At 23.3% G+C, this 18,794-nt stretch carries 16 protein-coding genes and 1 other RNA gene; all 17 read left to right on the forward strand.

Annotated elements, in window-relative coordinates; genetic code table 4:
- Positions 1-1,332, forward strand: coding sequence for a chromosomal replication initiator protein DnaA (gene dnaA / locus STAIW_RS00005; protein WP_020833837.1), 1,332 nt, complete (start codon positions 1-3; stop codon positions 1,330-1,332).
- 118 nt (positions 1,333-1,450) lie between these two features.
- Positions 1,451-2,575 carry a DNA polymerase III subunit beta gene (gene dnaN / locus STAIW_RS00010; protein WP_020833838.1) on the forward strand — a complete coding sequence of 375 codons (1,125 nt, stop codon included), beginning with the start codon at positions 1,451-1,453 and terminating at the stop codon, positions 2,573-2,575.
- 63 nt (positions 2,576-2,638) lie between these two features.
- On the forward strand, positions 2,639-4,546 hold the full coding sequence (gene gyrB / locus STAIW_RS00015; RefSeq protein ID WP_020833839.1) for a DNA topoisomerase (ATP-hydrolyzing) subunit B: 1,908 nt from the start codon (positions 2,639-2,641) through the stop codon (positions 4,544-4,546).
- Between the two features lie 24 nt (positions 4,547-4,570).
- The gene (gyrA, locus tag STAIW_RS00020; protein WP_020833840.1) at positions 4,571-7,006 is read left to right on the forward strand and encodes a DNA gyrase subunit A; all 2,436 of its coding nucleotides are present in this window, start codon (positions 4,571-4,573) and stop codon (positions 7,004-7,006) included.
- A gap of 1 nt (position 7,007) precedes the next feature.
- Complete coding sequence (gene serS / locus STAIW_RS00025; protein ID WP_020833841.1) at positions 7,008-8,267, forward strand: serine--tRNA ligase; 1,260 nt, start codon at positions 7,008-7,010, stop codon at positions 8,265-8,267.
- A 62-nt stretch (positions 8,268-8,329) separates the two neighbouring features.
- An RNA gene (ffs, locus tag STAIW_RS05740) (signal recognition particle sRNA small type) lies at positions 8,330-8,425 on the forward strand.
- A gap of 9 nt (positions 8,426-8,434) precedes the next feature.
- Positions 8,435-8,860, forward strand: coding sequence for a nucleoside deaminase (locus tag STAIW_RS00030; protein WP_169522253.1), 426 nt, complete (start codon positions 8,435-8,437; stop codon positions 8,858-8,860).
- A gap of 33 nt (positions 8,861-8,893) precedes the next feature.
- On the forward strand, positions 8,894-10,705 hold the full coding sequence (dnaX, locus tag STAIW_RS00035; protein WP_020833843.1) for a DNA polymerase III subunit gamma/tau: 1,812 nt from the start codon (positions 8,894-8,896) through the stop codon (positions 10,703-10,705).
- Between the two features lie 2 nt (positions 10,706-10,707).
- The gene (locus tag STAIW_RS00040; protein ID WP_020833844.1) at positions 10,708-11,274 is read left to right on the forward strand and encodes a toprim domain-containing protein; all 567 of its coding nucleotides are present in this window, start codon (positions 10,708-10,710) and stop codon (positions 11,272-11,274) included.
- 11 nt (positions 11,275-11,285) lie between these two features.
- Positions 11,286-11,915 carry a dTMP kinase gene (tmk, locus tag STAIW_RS00045; protein ID WP_020833845.1) on the forward strand — a complete coding sequence of 210 codons (630 nt, stop codon included), beginning with the start codon at positions 11,286-11,288 and terminating at the stop codon, positions 11,913-11,915.
- Positions 11,916-12,662 carry a hypothetical protein gene (locus STAIW_RS00050; RefSeq protein WP_020833846.1) on the forward strand — a complete coding sequence of 249 codons (747 nt, stop codon included), beginning with the start codon at positions 11,916-11,918 and terminating at the stop codon, positions 12,660-12,662.
- Complete coding sequence (locus STAIW_RS00055) at positions 12,662-13,390, forward strand: tRNA1(Val) (adenine(37)-N6)-methyltransferase (protein WP_020833847.1); 729 nt, start codon at positions 12,662-12,664, stop codon at positions 13,388-13,390. The genes STAIW_RS00050 and STAIW_RS00055 overlap by 1 nt, the downstream gene beginning before the upstream one ends.
- The gene (gene tilS, locus STAIW_RS00060) at positions 13,391-14,521 is read left to right on the forward strand and encodes a tRNA lysidine(34) synthetase TilS (protein ID WP_020833848.1); all 1,131 of its coding nucleotides are present in this window, start codon (positions 13,391-13,393) and stop codon (positions 14,519-14,521) included.
- 41 nt (positions 14,522-14,562) lie between these two features.
- On the forward strand, positions 14,563-16,464 hold the full coding sequence (gene ftsH, locus STAIW_RS00065) for an ATP-dependent zinc metalloprotease FtsH (RefSeq protein ID WP_020833849.1): 1,902 nt from the start codon (positions 14,563-14,565) through the stop codon (positions 16,462-16,464).
- 86 nt (positions 16,465-16,550) lie between these two features.
- Positions 16,551-17,420, forward strand: a complete 870-nt coding sequence (locus tag STAIW_RS00070) for an Hsp33 family molecular chaperone HslO (RefSeq protein ID WP_020833850.1) — start codon at positions 16,551-16,553, stop codon at positions 17,418-17,420.
- A 40-nt stretch (positions 17,421-17,460) separates the two neighbouring features.
- Positions 17,461-18,417 (forward strand): ABC transporter ATP-binding protein, encoded by a 957-nt coding sequence (locus STAIW_RS00075; RefSeq protein ID WP_020833851.1) that lies wholly within the window; start codon positions 17,461-17,463, stop codon positions 18,415-18,417.
- 89 nt (positions 18,418-18,506) lie between these two features.
- Positions 18,507-18,611 carry a DUF1904 family protein gene (locus tag STAIW_RS06035; protein WP_020833852.1) on the forward strand — a complete coding sequence of 35 codons (105 nt, stop codon included), beginning with the start codon at positions 18,507-18,509 and terminating at the stop codon, positions 18,609-18,611.
- Positions 18,612-18,794 lie beyond the last annotated feature (183 nt).

The raw sequence follows: 18,794 nt of genomic DNA on the forward strand, positions 1-18,794 counted from the left end.
ATGACAAATACAATACTTTGAAAAAAAATAAAGGAATGACTAATATCATCTGATTTAATTGAACCAAATGTTTATGAAGAATACATTAAAAATGCATTTCTTGAGGATTTATCAAATAATCAAAAAGCAATAATTGTAAATACTGAATTATCAAAATGATATCTTGAAAGTATTCACTCAGATATTAAAGAAAAAATGAGTAATTTTGTAGAGAAGGACATAGATATTTTATTTTTAACTTCTGATGAATTTAAAAAAGAAAAAAAAATAAAAGATATTATTACTAAAAAAAATAAAACTAATATTTCCCAAGATTATTTATTTGATAATTTTATTTCTGGGTCAAGTAATATTAATGCTCTTAATGCTTCAATTGGAATTGCAGAAAATTTAGGTACAAAATGAAATCCATTATTTATTTATGGTGATTCTGGTCTCGGAAAAACTCATCTTTTAAAAGCAATTTCAAATAAAGTGAACAACTCTAATTTGGCATTAAATGTTAAATATTATACTTCCTTAGATTTTAGAAAAGAAATTTTAGAATCATTAATGGATGGTTTTAAAGAAATAGAATCAACAAAAGAAAAAATGAATTCAATTGATGTTTTATTAATTGATGACATACAGTTTCTTGCAAATAGTGGAAAAACTAATGAAATATTTTTTAACTTATTTAATTCATTTATTGAAAATAATAAACAAATAGTACTTACTTCAGACAAATTCCCAGAACATTTAAATGGTTTTGATAAAAGACTAATTTCTCGTTTTTCACAAGGATTAAGCGTAAAAATTGAAAGTCCAGATCTTCAAACAGCAATAAATATAATTGAATACAAAATTAAAATTGCAAATATTTTTTTATCCCCTGAGTCAATTAAATATATCGCTTCATATTTTGGAACAGATGTAAGAAAATTAGAAGGAATAATTAATAAAATTGAATTTTATATTATTCAAGATAAACAAGAATCTACAAATAGAATTGAATTAGATAAAATTTTGAAAATTTTAGAAGATTATTCTTTTGCTCCAAGCGGAGAAGTTACAATTCAAAAAATTAAAAGTGTTGTTGCTTTAAATTATGGAATAAATATTAAAGCAATCGATAGCAATTTAAGACTTCAAAATGTTGTTAAAGCTCGACATGTTGCTATGTATTTAACAGGAGAAATACTAAAGAAAAATTATTCTGAAATTGGTATTGCTTTTGGAGGAAAAGATCATACAACTGTTATAAATGCCTATAATAAAATAAATAAGTTTTTAAAAGAAGATAAATTATTTAAAAATACTCTTAAAAAAATAAAAAAAGAAATTATTTCTTAATTTAGTTTGTTTATACTAATTTTATGAAAATATTTATAAATATACATATTTAATTGTTTTCCACATTTTAAGAGCATAATAATAATATAAATAAATATAAATAAATAGAGGTGAATTAATGATTTTTAGTATAAATAGAAATATTTTTTTAGAAGAAATTAATAAATGTAATAGAATTATAGATTATAAATCTCTTACTCCTAGTATTACAGGAATTTTATTAGAAATAGAAGTTGATAAAATTTCATTAATTTCAACAAATAGTTCAATTTCAATAAAAAGTACAATTTTTTCTGGAACTAATGATTTAATTATTAAAGAAACTGGTTCAATTTTAATAAAAGGAAAATATTTTTTAGAAATTTTAAGAAGAATGGAAGATGAAATAATTAATATTTCTTCTGTTGAAAATAATATTGTTTCTTTATCCGGAGAAAAATCGGAATTTTCTTTAAACACCCTTGATTTTAATGATTTTCCTTTAATTGGTTTTAGAGAAAAAGGAACCGTTATTAAAATAAATAATATTGAATTAAAGAAAAGTTTAAATCAAACTATTATTGCTGTAAATGAATGAAATCAAAAAATTGTATTAGCTGGATTAAATTTTGCAATAAATAATGGCATGTTTTATATAACAGGAACTGATGGTTTTAGAGTTTCTAGAAAAAGAATTTTAATTGAAGAACAAATACCAGAAAAATTTGAAACAAATATTCCTTATAAAAGTATTTTAGAAATAATTAAACTATTGCCTGAAAAAGGAGAATGTAAGATAGTTATTATTGACAGTTTTGCTACTTTTATAATTAATGATACTTTATTTCAAACAACAATTTTGGAAGGACAATTTCCAAATGTAAATGCAGTATTTCCAACAGATTTTAATACAACAATATATGTTAATAATAAAAAGTTTTTTAAATTAATTTCAAGAGCGGATATTAGAAGTGAAGATAATTCTTCTACAGTTGTTAATTTTATTTTAGATAATGATAGAATATTTATAAAATCTAATATTAATCAAATTGGAAGTTTTGAAGAAGAATTTAGAGAATTTGAATTAAAAGGAATTGATGAACAAAATATTTGTTTTAATTCTAAATATTTAATTGATTCTTTAAAAACTTTTGAAACTAAAAATATTGAATTAAATTTTATTGATTCTAAAAAACCAATTGTTATTTCTTCGGATGAAGATTTAAATTTAAATCAAATAATTTTGCCAATGTTTTCAAATTAGCTTCTAAAAAAAGAACTTTAAAAAATGGTATAATTATCTTTGATAAGAAAAAGGTATTTTACTATGGAAAATAATAATAAATATGGAGCAGATCAAATTCAAGTTTTAGAAGGACTTGAAGCAGTAAGAAAAAGACCAGGTATGTATATTGGAAATACAAATAAAACTGGTTTACATCATTTAATATGAGAAATTTTGGATAATTCTGTTGATGAATCATTGGCAGGTTTTTGTAATGAAATAACAATTATTATTACTGAAAAAAAAGAAATAATAGTAAAAGATAATGGTAGAGGAATACCAATTGATATACATCCAAAAACAAATAAGAGTACTTTAGAAACTATTTTTACTGTTTTACACGCTGGTGGAAAATTTGACGAATCAGCATATAAAGTTTCAGGTGGTTTGCATGGAGTTGGTGCTTCTGTTGTTAATGCCCTTTCTTTATATGTAAAAACAATTGTAATGAGAAATAATAAAATATATGAACAAATTTTTTCAAAAGGAGGAACAGAAGCTTCAAAATTAAGTGAAATTGGAGTTTCAGATATAAATGGAACAATAGTTAAATTTAAACCAGATCCTGAAATTTTTAAAGAAACAATAGATTTTGATTTTAAAATAATTCAAAATAAAATTAAACAATTAGCTTTTTTAAATAAGGGGCTTAAATTAAATTTGTATGATGAAATTAAAGATAAAACACTAAGTTATTGTTTTGAGGATGGTATTAAAGATTACATAAAAGAAATAAATAGTGGAAAAGAAAAAATAAATGAGGAAATTTTTTATATTTCAAATAATTTAAATGAAATTGATGTAGAAATTTCAATTCAATATAATGAATCTTATGATGAAAATGTTTTTTCCTTTTGTAATAATATTTTTACTTCTGAAGGTGGAACACATGAAGAAGGTTTTAAAAATGCATTAATAAAATCTATTAATTCATATGCAAATGAATTAAAAAACTTTAAGGGTAATAAATTTTCATGGGATGATATTAAAGAGGGAATTGTTTCTGTAATTTCAATTAAACATAGAGATCCAATTTATGAAGGGCAAACAAAATCAAAATTATCAAATATTGATGCAAAAGAAGTTGTAACTAATATATTGAATGATGCATTTAAGGAGTTTTTATTAAAAAATCCAACGGACGCAAAAAAAATCATTGAAAAAATTTTAGTTTCACAAAAGGCAAGAAAAGCTGCTCAAAGAGCAAGAGAAGATACAAGAAGAAAATCAGCAATTGATAATTTTTCTTTGCCTGGAAAATTAGCAGATTGTGAATCAAAAAATATTGATGAATGTGAATTATATTTAGTCGAAGGAGATTCAGCTGGGGGTAGTGCTAAAACTGGAAGAAATCGTAAGTTTCAAGCTATTCTTTCTTTACGAGGTAAAGTTTTAAATGTTGAAAAAGTTAAACAATCAAAAGCTTTTGAAAATACAGAAATTCAATCAATAATAGCAGCAATTGGAGCAGGTGTAAAAAAGGATTTGAATTTAAAAAAAATAAGATATGGCAAAATTATTATTATGACTGATGCTGATGTCGATGGAGCACATATAAGAGTTTTACTTTTAACTTTTTTTTATAGATATATGAAAGATTTAATTATAAATGGTAATGTATATATTGCTCAACCACCTTTATATAAAATTGAAGCAGGAAAAAATAATATTGACTATGCATATACTGATAATGAATTGGAAAAATTAAAAATTGAAAAATATTCAAATCTTAAATATATTATTCAAAGATATAAAGGTTTAGGAGAAATGGACCCAATTCAACTTTGAGAAACTACAATGGATCCTCAAAGAAGGACAATGATTCAAATTAAAGTTGAAGATGTTTTTTTAGCAAATGAAGTCTTTTCAAGTTTAATGGGTGAAAATGTTGAATTAAGAAAAAGATTTATTGTTGATAATGCACAATTTGTAGAAAATATAGATATTTAAAATTAATATTTGGAGGTGCTCAAAATGAGTGAAGTTTTTAACAAAGGAAGAATTCTTGAAATCGATATTAAAAATGAAGTTGAAAAAGATTTTTTAGAATATTCAATGAGTGTAATTGTAAGTCGTGCACTTCCAGATTTAAGAGATGGTTTAAAACCTGTACATAGAAGAATAATTTATGCAATGAATGATCTTAAAATAACAGCAGATACACCACATAAAAAATCTGCAAGAATTGTTGGTGAAGTAATTGGTAAATATCACCCACATGGAGATAGTTCTGTTTATGAAGCAATGGTAAGAATGTCACAAGATTTTTCATACAGATATCCATTAGTTGAAGGGCATGGAAATTTTGGCTCAATTGATGGCGATGGAGCAGCAGCAATGCGTTATACAGAAGCAAGACTTTCTAAAATTTCGTCTATGTTATTAAAAGATATTGATATGAACACTGTTCCTTATATTGATAATTATGATGCATCAGAACAAGAACCAAAATATTTAACAGGTTATTTTCCAAATCTTTTAGTAAATGGTGCTACAGGAATTGCTGTTGGTATGGCAACAAGCATTCCCCCTCACAATTTAATAGAAGTAATAAATGCAACTATTGAATATATTAAAAATAATAATATTACAATTGAGGAAATTTTAAAATTTATAAAAGGTCCAGATTTTCCTACAGGGGCATTAATGACTAATGGAAAAAATATGATTGAAGGTTATAAAACAGGAAAAGGCAATTTAACAATTAGAGCAAAAATTGATATTGAAGAAACAAATAAAAATCAAAAAATAATAATAAGTGAAATTCCATATCAAACTAATAAATTAAAAATTGTTGAAAAAATTGCAGAATTATACAAAAATAAAATAATTACAGGAATTTCAGATATTAGAGATGAATCAAATTATGAGGGAATAAGAATTGTTTTGGAATTCTCTAAAAATTCAAATCCACAATTAATTATTAAAAGATTATATAAATTCACAAATTTACAGTCAAACTTTACCATTAATATGCTATCTTTACATAATGGTATTCCGGTTGTTTTAAATATTAAAGAAATTATAAAGTTTTATGTAAAATTTCAAATAGAAATTATCTTAAAAAGAAGTATTTTTGAGAAGGAAAAACTTGAAGCAAAATTACATATTTTAAATGCAATTAGAACAGCAGTAGACCATATTGATGAAATAATTAAAATTATAAAAAATTCTAATACAACAGAAATTGCTTATAAAAAATTGTTTGATAATTTTAATTTTGATGAAAAACAATCAAAAGCTATTTTAGATATGAGATTGCAAAGACTTGTTGGTTTGGAAAGAGAAAAAATAGAAAACGATATTAATAATATTGAATTAAGAATTAAAGAATTAATAAAAATTTTAGAATCAAAAGAAGAACAAAATATTTTATTAATAGATCAACTTGAATATATTAAAAATAAATTTGGGGATGAGAGAAGAACAAAAATAATTGAAGAAGATGATATTCAAATTGATGATGAAGAGTTAATTCAAGATACTCAAATGATTTTAACTTTATCAGAAGAAGGTTATATTAGAAGATTACAACCAGAAGAGTTTAAAACACAAAAACGTGGTGGTAAAGGAATAATAATCAATTCTAATTTAGATGACAATATTTTAATTGCAAAAATGGGTAAAACAAAAGATGATGTTTTATTTTTTTCAAATGAAGGAAAAGTATATAAACTAAAAGGTTATAATATAACTCAATTTTTAAGAACTTCAAGAGGTGTTCCAATTATAAATTTTATCGGAATAAATTTTTCTGAAAAAGTTTCTTCAGTTTTAACTTTTAGAAATAAAAAAAATAATTATAAATACTTGGTTTTTGTAACAAAAAAAGGAATTGTTAAAAAAGTTAATTTAGAAGAATTTAATAAAATAAATAATTTTGGAAAAATAGCTATTCATTTAGACAAAGAAGATAGTTTAATTTCAGTAATTCCAACATCCGGTTTGGATAAAATATTAATTGCTACAAAAAATGGAAAGGTTTCAAAAATAAATGAATCAGATTTTAGACCAATGTCTAGATCCTCAAGGGGAGTTAAGGGAATAACTTTAGATAAAACAGATGAAGTAATTTCTTCATGTACAGATTTTAAAAATGATTGTGTAGTTACAATATCAGAAAAAGGAATTATTAAAAAAACACTTATAAGTGAGTATAATAATTTTAATAGAGGAGCTAAGGGAGTAGTTGGAATGAAATTAAATGATAAAACAGGAAAATTAAAATCAGTACTAGCAATTAGAGAAACAGATGAAGTTTTAATGATTTCTTCAAAAGGAAAAATAATAAAAATTCATTCACAAGAAATAAAAATGCAATCTAGAAATACATCAGGAGTTATTGGTTTTAACTTAGAAGATGATGAGAAAATTACAGCAGTTACATTAGAATGAAATAAAGGAGATTAAAATGTTAGATATCAGTAAAATTGAAACCAATTTTGAAGAAATTTGTTTAAGACTAAAAACTCGCCAAAAGGATTATACAAAGGAACTTCAAAATATTGTTAATTTAAATTTTGAGAGAAAAAATATAATTTCAAAAGTGGAAAATTTAAAATCTCAAAAAAATATAATTTCAAAGGAAGTTGGCTTATTAACTAGAGAAAATAATAATAGTGAAAAATTGAAAAAAGAAGTTTTAAAAATAAACAAGGAAGTTGAAATTTTAGATGAGAATTTAAAAAAAATTATAGAGCAACTTAATTTAAAATTAAGTTTTATTCCAAATATTCCAAATAAAGAAATGCCAATTGGTGTAAATGAAAATGATAATTTGGAAATAAAAAAATGAAATTCAGATAAATTAAAAAAAGATAGTGAAGCTCATTGAGATATTGCAATCAAATTAAAACTTGTAGATTTTGAATTGGGTGCAAAATTATCAGGTTCGAGATATGTTGTTTATACTGGATTGGGTGCAAAATTAATTAGATCTATTACAGATATATTATTATCTAGGCATATAAAAAAAGGTTACAAAGAAATGTGACTACCATTAATTGTAAATAAAGAAAATATGTATGGTTCTGGACAATTGCCAAAATTTGAAGAGGATGCATATAAAATAGATAACCAATATTTAATTCCAACTTCAGAAGTTTCATTAGTAAACACAGTTAGAGATAAAATTTATGAAAGCAATAATTTACCTATATATTTAACAGCATTTTCACAATGTTTTAGAAAAGAAGCAGGAAGCGCGGGAAGAGATACAAAGGGTTTAATTAGATTACATCAATTTAATAAAGTGGAATTAGTAAAAATTACAGATAAAAATTCTTCTTATGATGAACTTGAAAAAATGTTGGAAGATGCTGAACAATGTTTACAAATTTTTAATCTTCCATATAGAGTTGTTGAATTATGTACAGGAGATGTAGGTTTTTCATCAGAAAAAACTTATGATCTTGAGGTTTGATTTCCAAATCAAAATAAATACCGTGAAATTTCTTCTTGTTCAAATTGTGGTGATTTTCAAGCAAGAAGAATTAAAACAAGATATAAAAATGAGAATGGAAAATTAGAATTTGTTCATACTTTAAATGGATCAGGTTTAGCAATCGACAGACTATTTGCAGCTATTTTGGAAAATTATTATGATGGTGAGAAATTGATTTTACCAGAAGTATTAAAAGAATATTTTGAAAATAAAGAATATATAAGATAATGTTTCACGTGAAACATTAATAAAAATAAAATCAATAGTTTTTTATTAAAATTGTGTTAGTATATAATTGTCATTGTAAGGGTGACGTTCGAATTTGGTCAGGACCGGAAGGTAGCAGCCATAAGAATCTAGTGCCTTGTACAATGACTTTTTATTTGGGTGAGTATATGAATATTTTTTTTAAACAAATTATAAAAGAACTTGAAAAATGTAAAAAAAGTCAAGATGTTCCAGTTTCTGCAGTAATAGTAGATAAAAATAATATTTTAGTTTCAAAGGGTTATAATACAAGGCAAAAAAAATATAATTTTTGTAATCATGCTGAAATAAATGCAATAAATAGTTTATTTAAAAAAAATAAGAATAAAAATTTAAGTGACTATAAACTTATTGTCACGTTAAAACCATGCTTGATGTGCATAACAGTTATTGAGCAAGCAAATATAAAGAAAGTTTACTATTATTTAGAGAATATTAAATGTGATTATAGTAAATATATAACAAGTATTATTTTTTTAAAAATTAATGATGAAGAACAAAAAAAAATAATTGAAAAAAAACTTAAATCTTTTTTTCTTAATTTAAGAAAATAAAATTTATTTTGTAAAAAAAGGAGGAAATAAAAAATGAAAAATAAAAAATCTCTTTATAGGGAATATAGACCAAAAAATTTTGATCAAGTTGCTGGTCATGAAGGGATTAAGGAAATTCTAATTTCTCAAATAGAAAGTGGTAACTTTCCACATGCATTATTATTTTCAGGTCAAAGAGGTACAGGAAAAACATCCATTGCAAAAATATTATCAAAAATTATGAATTGTGAGAATCTTAAAAAATATAATCCTTGTGAAAATTGTATTAGTTGTAAGGAATTTAATAACAATTCACATGCGGATATTTTTGAAATTGATGCAGCATCAAATAATGGTATTGAAGAAATAAGAAATATAAAAGCAAACATATCTATGTTGCCTACATTTGCAAAATACAAAGTTTTTATAATTGATGAAATACACATGTTATCAAATTCAGCTTTTAACGCACTATTAAAAACGTTAGAAGAACCTCCAAAATATGTTATTTTTATTTTAGCTACAACTGAATTTTCAAAAATTCCAGAGACTATTATTTCAAGATGCCAATTATTTAATTTTAAAAAAATATCTCAAAAATCATTAGAAGAAAAAATAAATGAAATTTCAAATAAAGAAGGAAAAGAAATTACCGAAGATGCATTAAATGAAATTTATTATATGTCTGATGGATCATTAAGAGATGCGTTAAATTTTTTAGAACAGTCTTTAATTGTTTCAAATGAAAAAGTTACTGTAGATGATTTAAAAAAAATTTTTTATATATCGACTAAAAATGAAAAACTTTCAATTATCAAAAATGTATTAGATGGTAATTCAGAAGAAATAATTAATTATTTTGAAAAATCAAATGAACAGGGAATCGATTTTCAAATGATGTCTTTAAGCTTACTAGATATTTTAAAAGAAATAATAGAAGTTAAATTAACATCAAATCAAAAATTTTTAAATAATTTAAATATGGAAGAATTTAATAAATTTAAAAAATATGATGTAAGTATTTTTTTTGATTTATCAGATAATATTGCTGAATCATATACAAAGTCAAAAAACTCAAATATAAGTTTTCAATACATTTTGATAAATATATTGAAAACTTTAAATAATAAAACACTTATAAGTTTACAAGAAAATAAAAAAATTAACTTTTCAAATAGCGATAATTTTTTAATTAAAGAACATAAAAATGAGGAAAAAATAGATCAAAATAAAATTTTAGAAGTATTAGAAAATAATTTAATTAAAGATTCATTAAGTTTAAGTAATAAAAATGAGGAAAATAGTTTTTTAAAAATTCAAATTAAGTTACTTCTTGAAGAAACTAAGGGTAATAACTGAAATATTGATTTTTCAAATGAACAAATAATAAATATTTTAGCAAATGCAAATAAAGAAATTAGAACAAAGTTAGAAAATACAATTACTAATTTATTTTTAAATGAAGATATTCTAATGAATAAAGATAAGTGTAAAGCACTAATTATGTTTTATAATTCAAAAATTACAGCAGCTAGTGAAAATGGAATTATTTTTGTTTGTGAAGAAAGAACAATATCAAATTGAATAAATATTCGTTTACAAAATAAAATAATTAGAGAAGAAATTTGAAATTTTTTAGGGAGTAAATTTGCTATTATTTCAATAACAAAGAAAAGATGACAAGAAATCAAATTTGAATTTTTAAATAGAAAAAATAACAACCAACTTAATAAAGAAAAAATAGTTGATATTGAAAGTTTTTATGACTCATTTTTTATAAATAAAGAACAAAATGATGAGGATAATGATTATTTAAAAAGAGCAATGGAAATTTTTGGAATTAATAATATTAAGGTTGTGAATTAAACATGGAGAAATTAATTGAATATTTAAAAAATATTAATGGTATATCTTCAAAATCAGCAGAAAAAATAATTTTTGACTTAATAATAAATAAAAATAAATTATTAAATTTAGAGGAATTTTTAAAGAAAATAAAATTAGATTATGATGAATGTGGGGAATGTTTTTTTTATAGAGAAAATAGAACTTGCCTTTTTTGTGATAATGATCAAAGAGATAAAAAAATTATTTGTGTCGTTTCAACAAAAATAGATGCGAAAAAAATTTTGAATAGTAACTATAAAGGTATTATTCATGTTTTAAATGGAGAAATTAATTTAAACAAAAATATAGATCCAGAAAAATTAACATTAAATAAATTATTTGCTAGAATTAATATGGATACAGAATTGTTATTAGCATTAAATTTAACTTTTGAAGGTGAAGTAACAGCTAATTTTATTTATAATAAAGTAAAAAGTAATTGTTCAAAAATTTCAAGAATAGCGAGAGGTATACCTCTTGGAGGTGTACTTGATTATATTGATCAAGAAACTTTAAATGATGCAATTTTAAATAGAAAGAAATTTTAAGAGGAAAAAAAATGATTTTTATTTCATTAGAAGGAATTGATGGTTCTGGAAAAACAACCATCTCAAAAATGATAAAGAATAATTTAATCCAAAAAGGTCATAAAGTTTTATTAACAAGAGAACCTGGTGGGGAACCATTAGCAGAAGAACTAAGAAGAATTGTTTTGGATAAAAATACAAGTATAACTCCCTGAGCAGAAACATTATTATATGTGGCTGCAAGAAAACAACATTTAGAATCAATAATAATTCCTGCTTTAAAAGAAGGAACAATTGTTATTTGTGACAGATTCATGGATTCAACGTCAGCATATCAGGGATATGGAAGAAATATTGGAATGGCTGATGTTACAGAACTTCAAAATATTGTTTTAGGTGCAACTAAACCAGATTTAACTATTTTTTTTGATATTACACCTAAAGAAGCCCAAATTAGACTGTTAAATAGGAAAAGAAATATTGATAGATTAGAACAAGAAGATCAAAAATTTCATGAAGCAGTTTATGAAGGATATCAAATGTTAATATCAGAAAATTCAGATAGAATAAAAGTTGTTGATTCTAGAAAACCAATTAACGAAGTTTTACAACAAGTAGATTTTTTAATAGATAATGTTTTAAGCGAAAGAATGAAAAAATAAATGGAAAAAGAAAAACTATTTGAATTACTAAATAATTTAATTTCTGCAAATAAAATGTATCATTCAATAATAGTTGTAAATACTAATCAAAATTTATTAGAGGAGATTTCAATTGAAATATCAAGACAAATATTTTGTGAAAATAAAGCATTATCAAATGATAATTGTAAATGATGCATTAAAAGTTATAATAAAAATAATTTAAACATTTTTTTTATTGGGGATGGAACTAATCAAATTTCAAAAGTAGAAATTAAAGATTTAATAATTAAATTTTCTTCTTCAGCATTAGAAAATAATATTAATAAAATTTATATAATAAAAAATGCGGAACAACTAAATGAATTTGCAGCAAATTCACTTTTAAAATTTTTGGAGGAACCACCTAAAAACACTTATGCTATTTTATTGAGCAATGATAAAAATCAAATTTTATCTACTATAAAATCCCGTTGTAAAATATTTAGTATTTTTTCTCAAAAAAATAATCTTGATCAGTTAAATGATTTTTTTGACTTATTTTTGGAAAAAAATAAAGAAAATCTTTTGCTTTATTTAATAGAATTAAAACAAAAAGAAAAATTTGAAATAGTTCAAATACTTGAAAATACTTTTAATAAAAGTATAAATTTGTTAAATTCAAATATTCATGAAATTTTATTAGACGCTTTAACTGAAATAAAAACTTCAAACCATATAAATCTAATTTTGGAGAATCTATTTATTAAGATTCATGAGGTAATATAATGAAAATTATTAATAACATTTTAAATTTTAAAGAATTAAAAATAATACAAGATACTGAAATGTTTAATTATTGCATTGATTCAATTTTATTAACTAAATTTTGAAAACCATCAAAAAAATATAAAAACATTTTAGATTTTGGAACAAATAATGCTATTATTCCATTAATTTTATCAAGATACACAAATGCTAAAATATCAGGTGTTGAAATACAAAGGCAAGCTTATGAAATTGCAAAGGAAAATATTAAAATAAATAATTTAAGTGACAAAATTTTTATATATTGTAATGATATAAAAAAATTTATTTTAAATAAAAATAATGAATATGACTTAATTTTCTGTAATCCACCATTTTTTAAAATTAATTTAAATTCTTCAAATAATTTAAATACAAGAAGTAAATTTTTAATTAGTGCAAGACATGAAAAAGATATTACATTAAGTGAAATAATTGAATCTGCAAAAATAGCTTTAAAAAACGGCGGTAAGTTTTTGTTAATTCACTTAAGCGAAAGAGTTGAAGAAATTATAATTCTATTAAATAAAAATAATTTTGCAATAAAAAAAATAAGATTTATTTATTCAAAAAAAGGACAAGCTGCAAAAAAGGTATTAATTGAGTCAATAAATGATGGAAATAAGGGAACAAAAATTTTAGATCCACTTTATGTACATAATGAAGATGGAACTTATACTGAAGAAGTATTAAAAATGTTTGGTGATTAAATGAAATTAGAAAAAAAAGAAAAATATATTGTAGCGTTATCTGGTGGACCTGATAGTATTTTTTTATTAAATTATTTATTACAAAAAAAAATAACTAATTTAATAGCATGTCATGTTAATTATAATTTTCGAAAAGATTCACTTAATGACCAAATTATTTGTGAAAACATTTGTAAATTAAATAATATCAAATTAGAAACTCTTAATATAATTAGCAATTATAAAAATTTAACTTTTAATTTTGAATCTTGGGCTAGAGAAAAACGATATAATTTTTTTCAGGAAATATCATATAAGTATAATATTAATAAAGTATTGGTAGCACATAATTTAAATGATCATGTAGAAACATTTTTAATGCAAAAGCAAAAAAAAAGCTTAGTAAATTATTATGGAATAGAAGAAAAAATTTTTTTTGATAATTTATTAATTATTAGACCAATTCTAAAAATAAAGAAAAAGAGTATTTTGAAATACCTTAGTGATAAAAAAATTAAGTATGCTATTGACAGTACAAATACAGATTTAAATTTTTTAAGAAATAAAATTAGATCAAATTTAAAAAATAATCAATTAAAAAAATTTATTTTAATAATAAAGAAAGAAAATAAAAAACTTAAAAAAATAAAAAAAAGTATTCAAAAAAAAATAAATAAAGGTTTTCTGCAATTAAATGATTTTGTTGAAAATGAAGAATATAATTTAAGATTACTATTTAATTTTTTTGAATTTAAAAAAGTAGGCTCTTTTTTTTATAAAACAAAAAAAGCTATTATTAAAGAAATTTTAAAACAAATAATGTCTAAAAAAAGTTTTATAAAAATACAATTAGATTTTTTTGTAATAATTAAAGATTATAATTTTATTTACATTTTTGAAAAAAATAAATTAAATATTTTTGAGAAAACATTAGTTAGTACAGAAAAAAAAATGAAATTTAATATAAATTTAAATAGAAATTTTGATATTATTATTACTAATGATTGAGAAAAATGACAATCAAAAGTTTTTTATGGTTCAAAAAAATTATCAGACTATTATAAAAAAAATAAAATTAGTTATATTCAAAGATATAAAAATATTTTAATTTTTAGTAAAACTAACAAAATAGTTTTAAATAAACTAAATTAATAATGATAAAATCATAGGGAATATTAGAAAACGGTGGTAAAATGAAAAATAAAAAATCTATATGATTATGGGTTTTATTTATTATTATGTTGATAATAATAGGAATTGTTGTATGACAGTTTTTAACTGGTACATCAGATAAATTAACTTATGAACAATTTGAGGCCTTAATAAATAATGGTTCAATAGATAAAACTCAAACAAAGGAACAAATTTATAATGGTGTTCATGTTATTTCTGGAACATATCAAAAGGATGGTTCAGTGCATAAATTTGTTCTTTCATTAACAAATGAAGTATATTCAATGCACTTAAGTAATAATGTATGATTTGCTGATTTTGTTAGTGGAATACTTACTGAATATGAAACAACATCTCCACTTTTATCATTAGCACTTAATTTTTTACCAATGATTGTATTAATTGGTTTTTATATTTGAATATTTAGTTCAATGTCAAAAGGTGGCATGGGTGGTGGAATGTTCGGTGGAAAATCAACAAGACCACGTGAAATTAAATCGGATGTTAAATTTTCTGATGTTGCTGGTATTGACGAAGAAAAAACAGAACTAGTAGAATTGGTTGACTATTTAAAAAACCCAAATAAGTATGGAATGATGGGAGCTAGAGTTCCAAAAGGAGTACTAATGGAGGGACCACCAGGTACAGGGAAAACTTTACTTGCAAAAGCAGTAGCAGGAGAAGCGGGCGTTGCATTTTTTACTATGGCAGGTTCTGAATTTGAAGAAATGTTTGTAGGATTAGGAGCAAGTAGGGTTAGAGATCTTTTTAGTGATGCAAAGAAATCAGCTCCATGTATAATTTTTATTGATGAAATTGATGCAGTCGGAAGAAAAAGAAATAATTCTATGGGGTCCTCTACTAATGAGCAAACTTTAAATCAATTATTAGTTGAAATGGATGGTTTTGGTTCAAATTCAGGTGTAATAGTTATGGCCGCTACAAATAGAGTAGATGTTTTGGATCCAGCACTTTTAAGACCAGGTCGTTTTGATAGAACAATTCAAATTTCATTACCGGATATTAGAGAAAGAGAAGCAATATTAAAATTACATTCAAGAAATAAAGCTATTTCTCCAGAAATTGATTGGAAACGTATTGCTGAAAGAACGCCTGGGTTTTCAGGGGCACAACTGGAAAATGTTTTAAATGAAGCTGCAATACTTGTTGTAAGAAATAAAAGAAAAATGATTACTATAAATGATATTGATGAAGCTATTGATAGAGTTGTAGGGGGACCTGCAAAAAAATCAAGAGCTATGACGGTTCAAGATAAACAAGTTGTTTCTTATCATGAGGCTGGTCATGCTTTGATTGGTTTAAAATTAGATTCAGCATCAAAAGTTCAGAAAGTTACAATTATTCCTAGAGGAAATGCTGGTGGTTATACTATTATGACTCCAAAAGATGAATCAAATTTTTCTTCAAAAGAAGATTTATATGCATCAATAGCGGGTTACCTTGGTGGAAGAGCAGCAGAAGAAATTATTTTTGGAAAAAATAAAATAACTACTGGGGCACATGATGATTTAGATAAAGCAACAAATATTGCAAGAAGAATGGTAACTCAATTTGGTATGTCTACTTTAGGATTAACAAAATTTTTAACTATGCAAGAAGAATCTTATGGGCAAACAAAAGGTGTTTATTCAGATGAAATTGCATTCAAAATTGATATGGAAATTCATAAAATTTTAGATGATTGCTATAAAATTTCAATTGAAACTATTTCAAAGAATAGAGAATTACTTGAATTAATTGCTGAATCATTAAGAATTTTAGAAACAATAACAGCTGAACAAATTGATTACATAAATAAAAATAATAAACTTCCAGATGAAGTAATAAAAGAAAAAAATAGAAAACAAGAAGAAGAAAAGAAAAAAGAAGCAGGGGAAATTTTAGAATTTGAACCAGACTAATTAATATAATATGAAAAACACAATAAAAAGTGTTTTTTTCTTTTATATTAGTTAGTATAATTAAATCATTTATTAGGAGTAAAAAAATGGACATGGAAATAAGAGCAACTAGCAATAAAAATAATGTTAAAATTTCAATTGTTGATATCACAGAAGAATTAGATAAAATAGTAAAACTTCAAAAAACTAATCCTTTAGCTTCTTTTGCTTTAGGAAGAACCATTATAAATACTGCATTAATAAGCTTATCAGTTAAAGATGGAAGCAAAGTTACAACAAATATTAATGGAATGGGTTTAGGTGGTTCAATAATTGCTGAATTTCAAAATAATTCAATAAAAGGTTATATTGAAAAACCAAATTTCGAAATAAATAAAATACTTAATGATAAGGAAAGTGAAAGCGCATTATCGCAAGTTGTAGGAACTCAAGGCTTTTTACAAATTTCAAGAGATAATGGTAAAAAACAACCCTATACTTCAAGAGTAGAATTAATTTCAGGAGAAATTAATTTAGATTTTATGTACTATTTACAACAAAGCGATCAAATAAATTCATTAATTTCATCAAATATTGATTTTGAAGAAGATGGTTCGATAAAAAAGGCATGTGGGGTTATTATTCAGTTATTACCAGGATTTACAGAAGAAAATATAGATTTTATTGAAGAAAAAATAGGGTCTGTTGAACATTTAATTAAAACACTTATGGAATCAACAAATTATGAGGCATTAATTAAAGAGATTTGTGAAGATGCTCAAGTTGTTGGCATAAATCAATTATTTTTTAAATGTACTTGTAGTGAGGAAAAAGTTTTGAATACTTTAAAACTTTTAGAAAAAGAGGAAATAAATAAGGCAATAAATGATGGTGAAGAAATAGAAGTAGTTTGTGATTTTTGTAAAAACATTTTTATTATTATCCCTGAACAACTAAAAAAATTGATAATATGTTAAAATAGTCTTGGTGTATAAAGTTCTATATTAAGGAGAAAATATGGAAATAAATAATTCTGGTTTTGAAAATGAAAAGAATATGAAAATAAAAAAAATAAATAAAGAGGAAATTAAAAATTCTGAAAGAGTTTTTGAAGAAGTTGATATAACTGAAATTGTAGAAGAAGGCGTTAAGGGTTTAAAACAAAAAATTCGTTTGCAAAAACAATTAACCTCAAAATATTCGAAAAAAATATTAGAAGGAACAATTGTTTCAACTACAAAAAATAAACCTAATATTGAAAAAAATGTCATTGAATTATATAATGTCAAAAAATGATATATAACAGGTGATATGTTAACTCCGGTTTTAAGAGGGGTTGATTTAAAGCTTGAAAAAGGTAAATTTATTGTTATTTTAGGGCCATCTGGTTCTGGAAAAACGACTTTGCTAAATACAATTTCAGGTTTAGATAAAACATCTGAAGGAGATGTCTTTGTATTAGGAAATAATTTGTCCTTATTAAAGGATTCACATTTAACTAAATTTCGTAGAGAAAATGTAGGTTTTATTTTTCAACAGTACAATCTTTTATCAAATTTGACTGCAAAAGAAAATGCAGAAGTTGGTGAAAACTTAAGTAGGTCAAAGGAAAATAAAATGTCAATTGACGAAATTTTTAAAACTATTGGAATGGAAGAACAAATGAATAAATACCCCCATCAGATGTCTGGTGGTCAACAACAAAGGGTTTCTATTGCTAGAGCATTAGCAAAAAATCCTGAAATTCTTTTTGGTGATGAACCAACAGGAGCATTGGATGAAGAAATGGGTAGAAAAGTTTTGGAAATACTTGTGGATGTTAAAAATAAATATAATACAACTATAATAATAGTTACTCATAACCCAAATATTAGTGAAATTGGGGATACTGTAATTCATGTAAGAAATGGATTAATTGATGAAATTAAACAAAACTTAAATCCAAAAAGACCATCAGATATTGATTGGTCATAATTTAAACTGCATCTATTTATTTAGATGTAGTTTTTTTATATTTTAAGAAAAAAGTATATAATTATTAGTGTTAAAGGTAGGTAAAAATTATGCCAATATTTATATTTAGAGGTGTAGAGAAATCAAAAGTAGAGGAATATTTTTCAAAAATAGAAGAACTTTCTGAAATTATTGATGTTGATATAAAAAAATAGTTTTTTGAAATGATCAATCAATATTAATAGGAAATGGTTTTGAAAAGAATGCTATTTTTATTAATATTGACTGAATTGCGATACCATCAAAACAAGAAGAAGTTGTAAAACATATACAAAACTTTTTTAGTGCTTATTCAAAGGAAATTTACAGAAATAAATAATATTCTTTATTTAAATGGA

Source organism: Spiroplasma taiwanense CT-1 (assembly GCF_000439435.1).
GTDB classification, from domain to species: domain Bacteria; phylum Bacillota_I; class Bacilli_A; order Mycoplasmatales; family Mycoplasmataceae; genus Spiroplasma_A; species Spiroplasma_A taiwanense.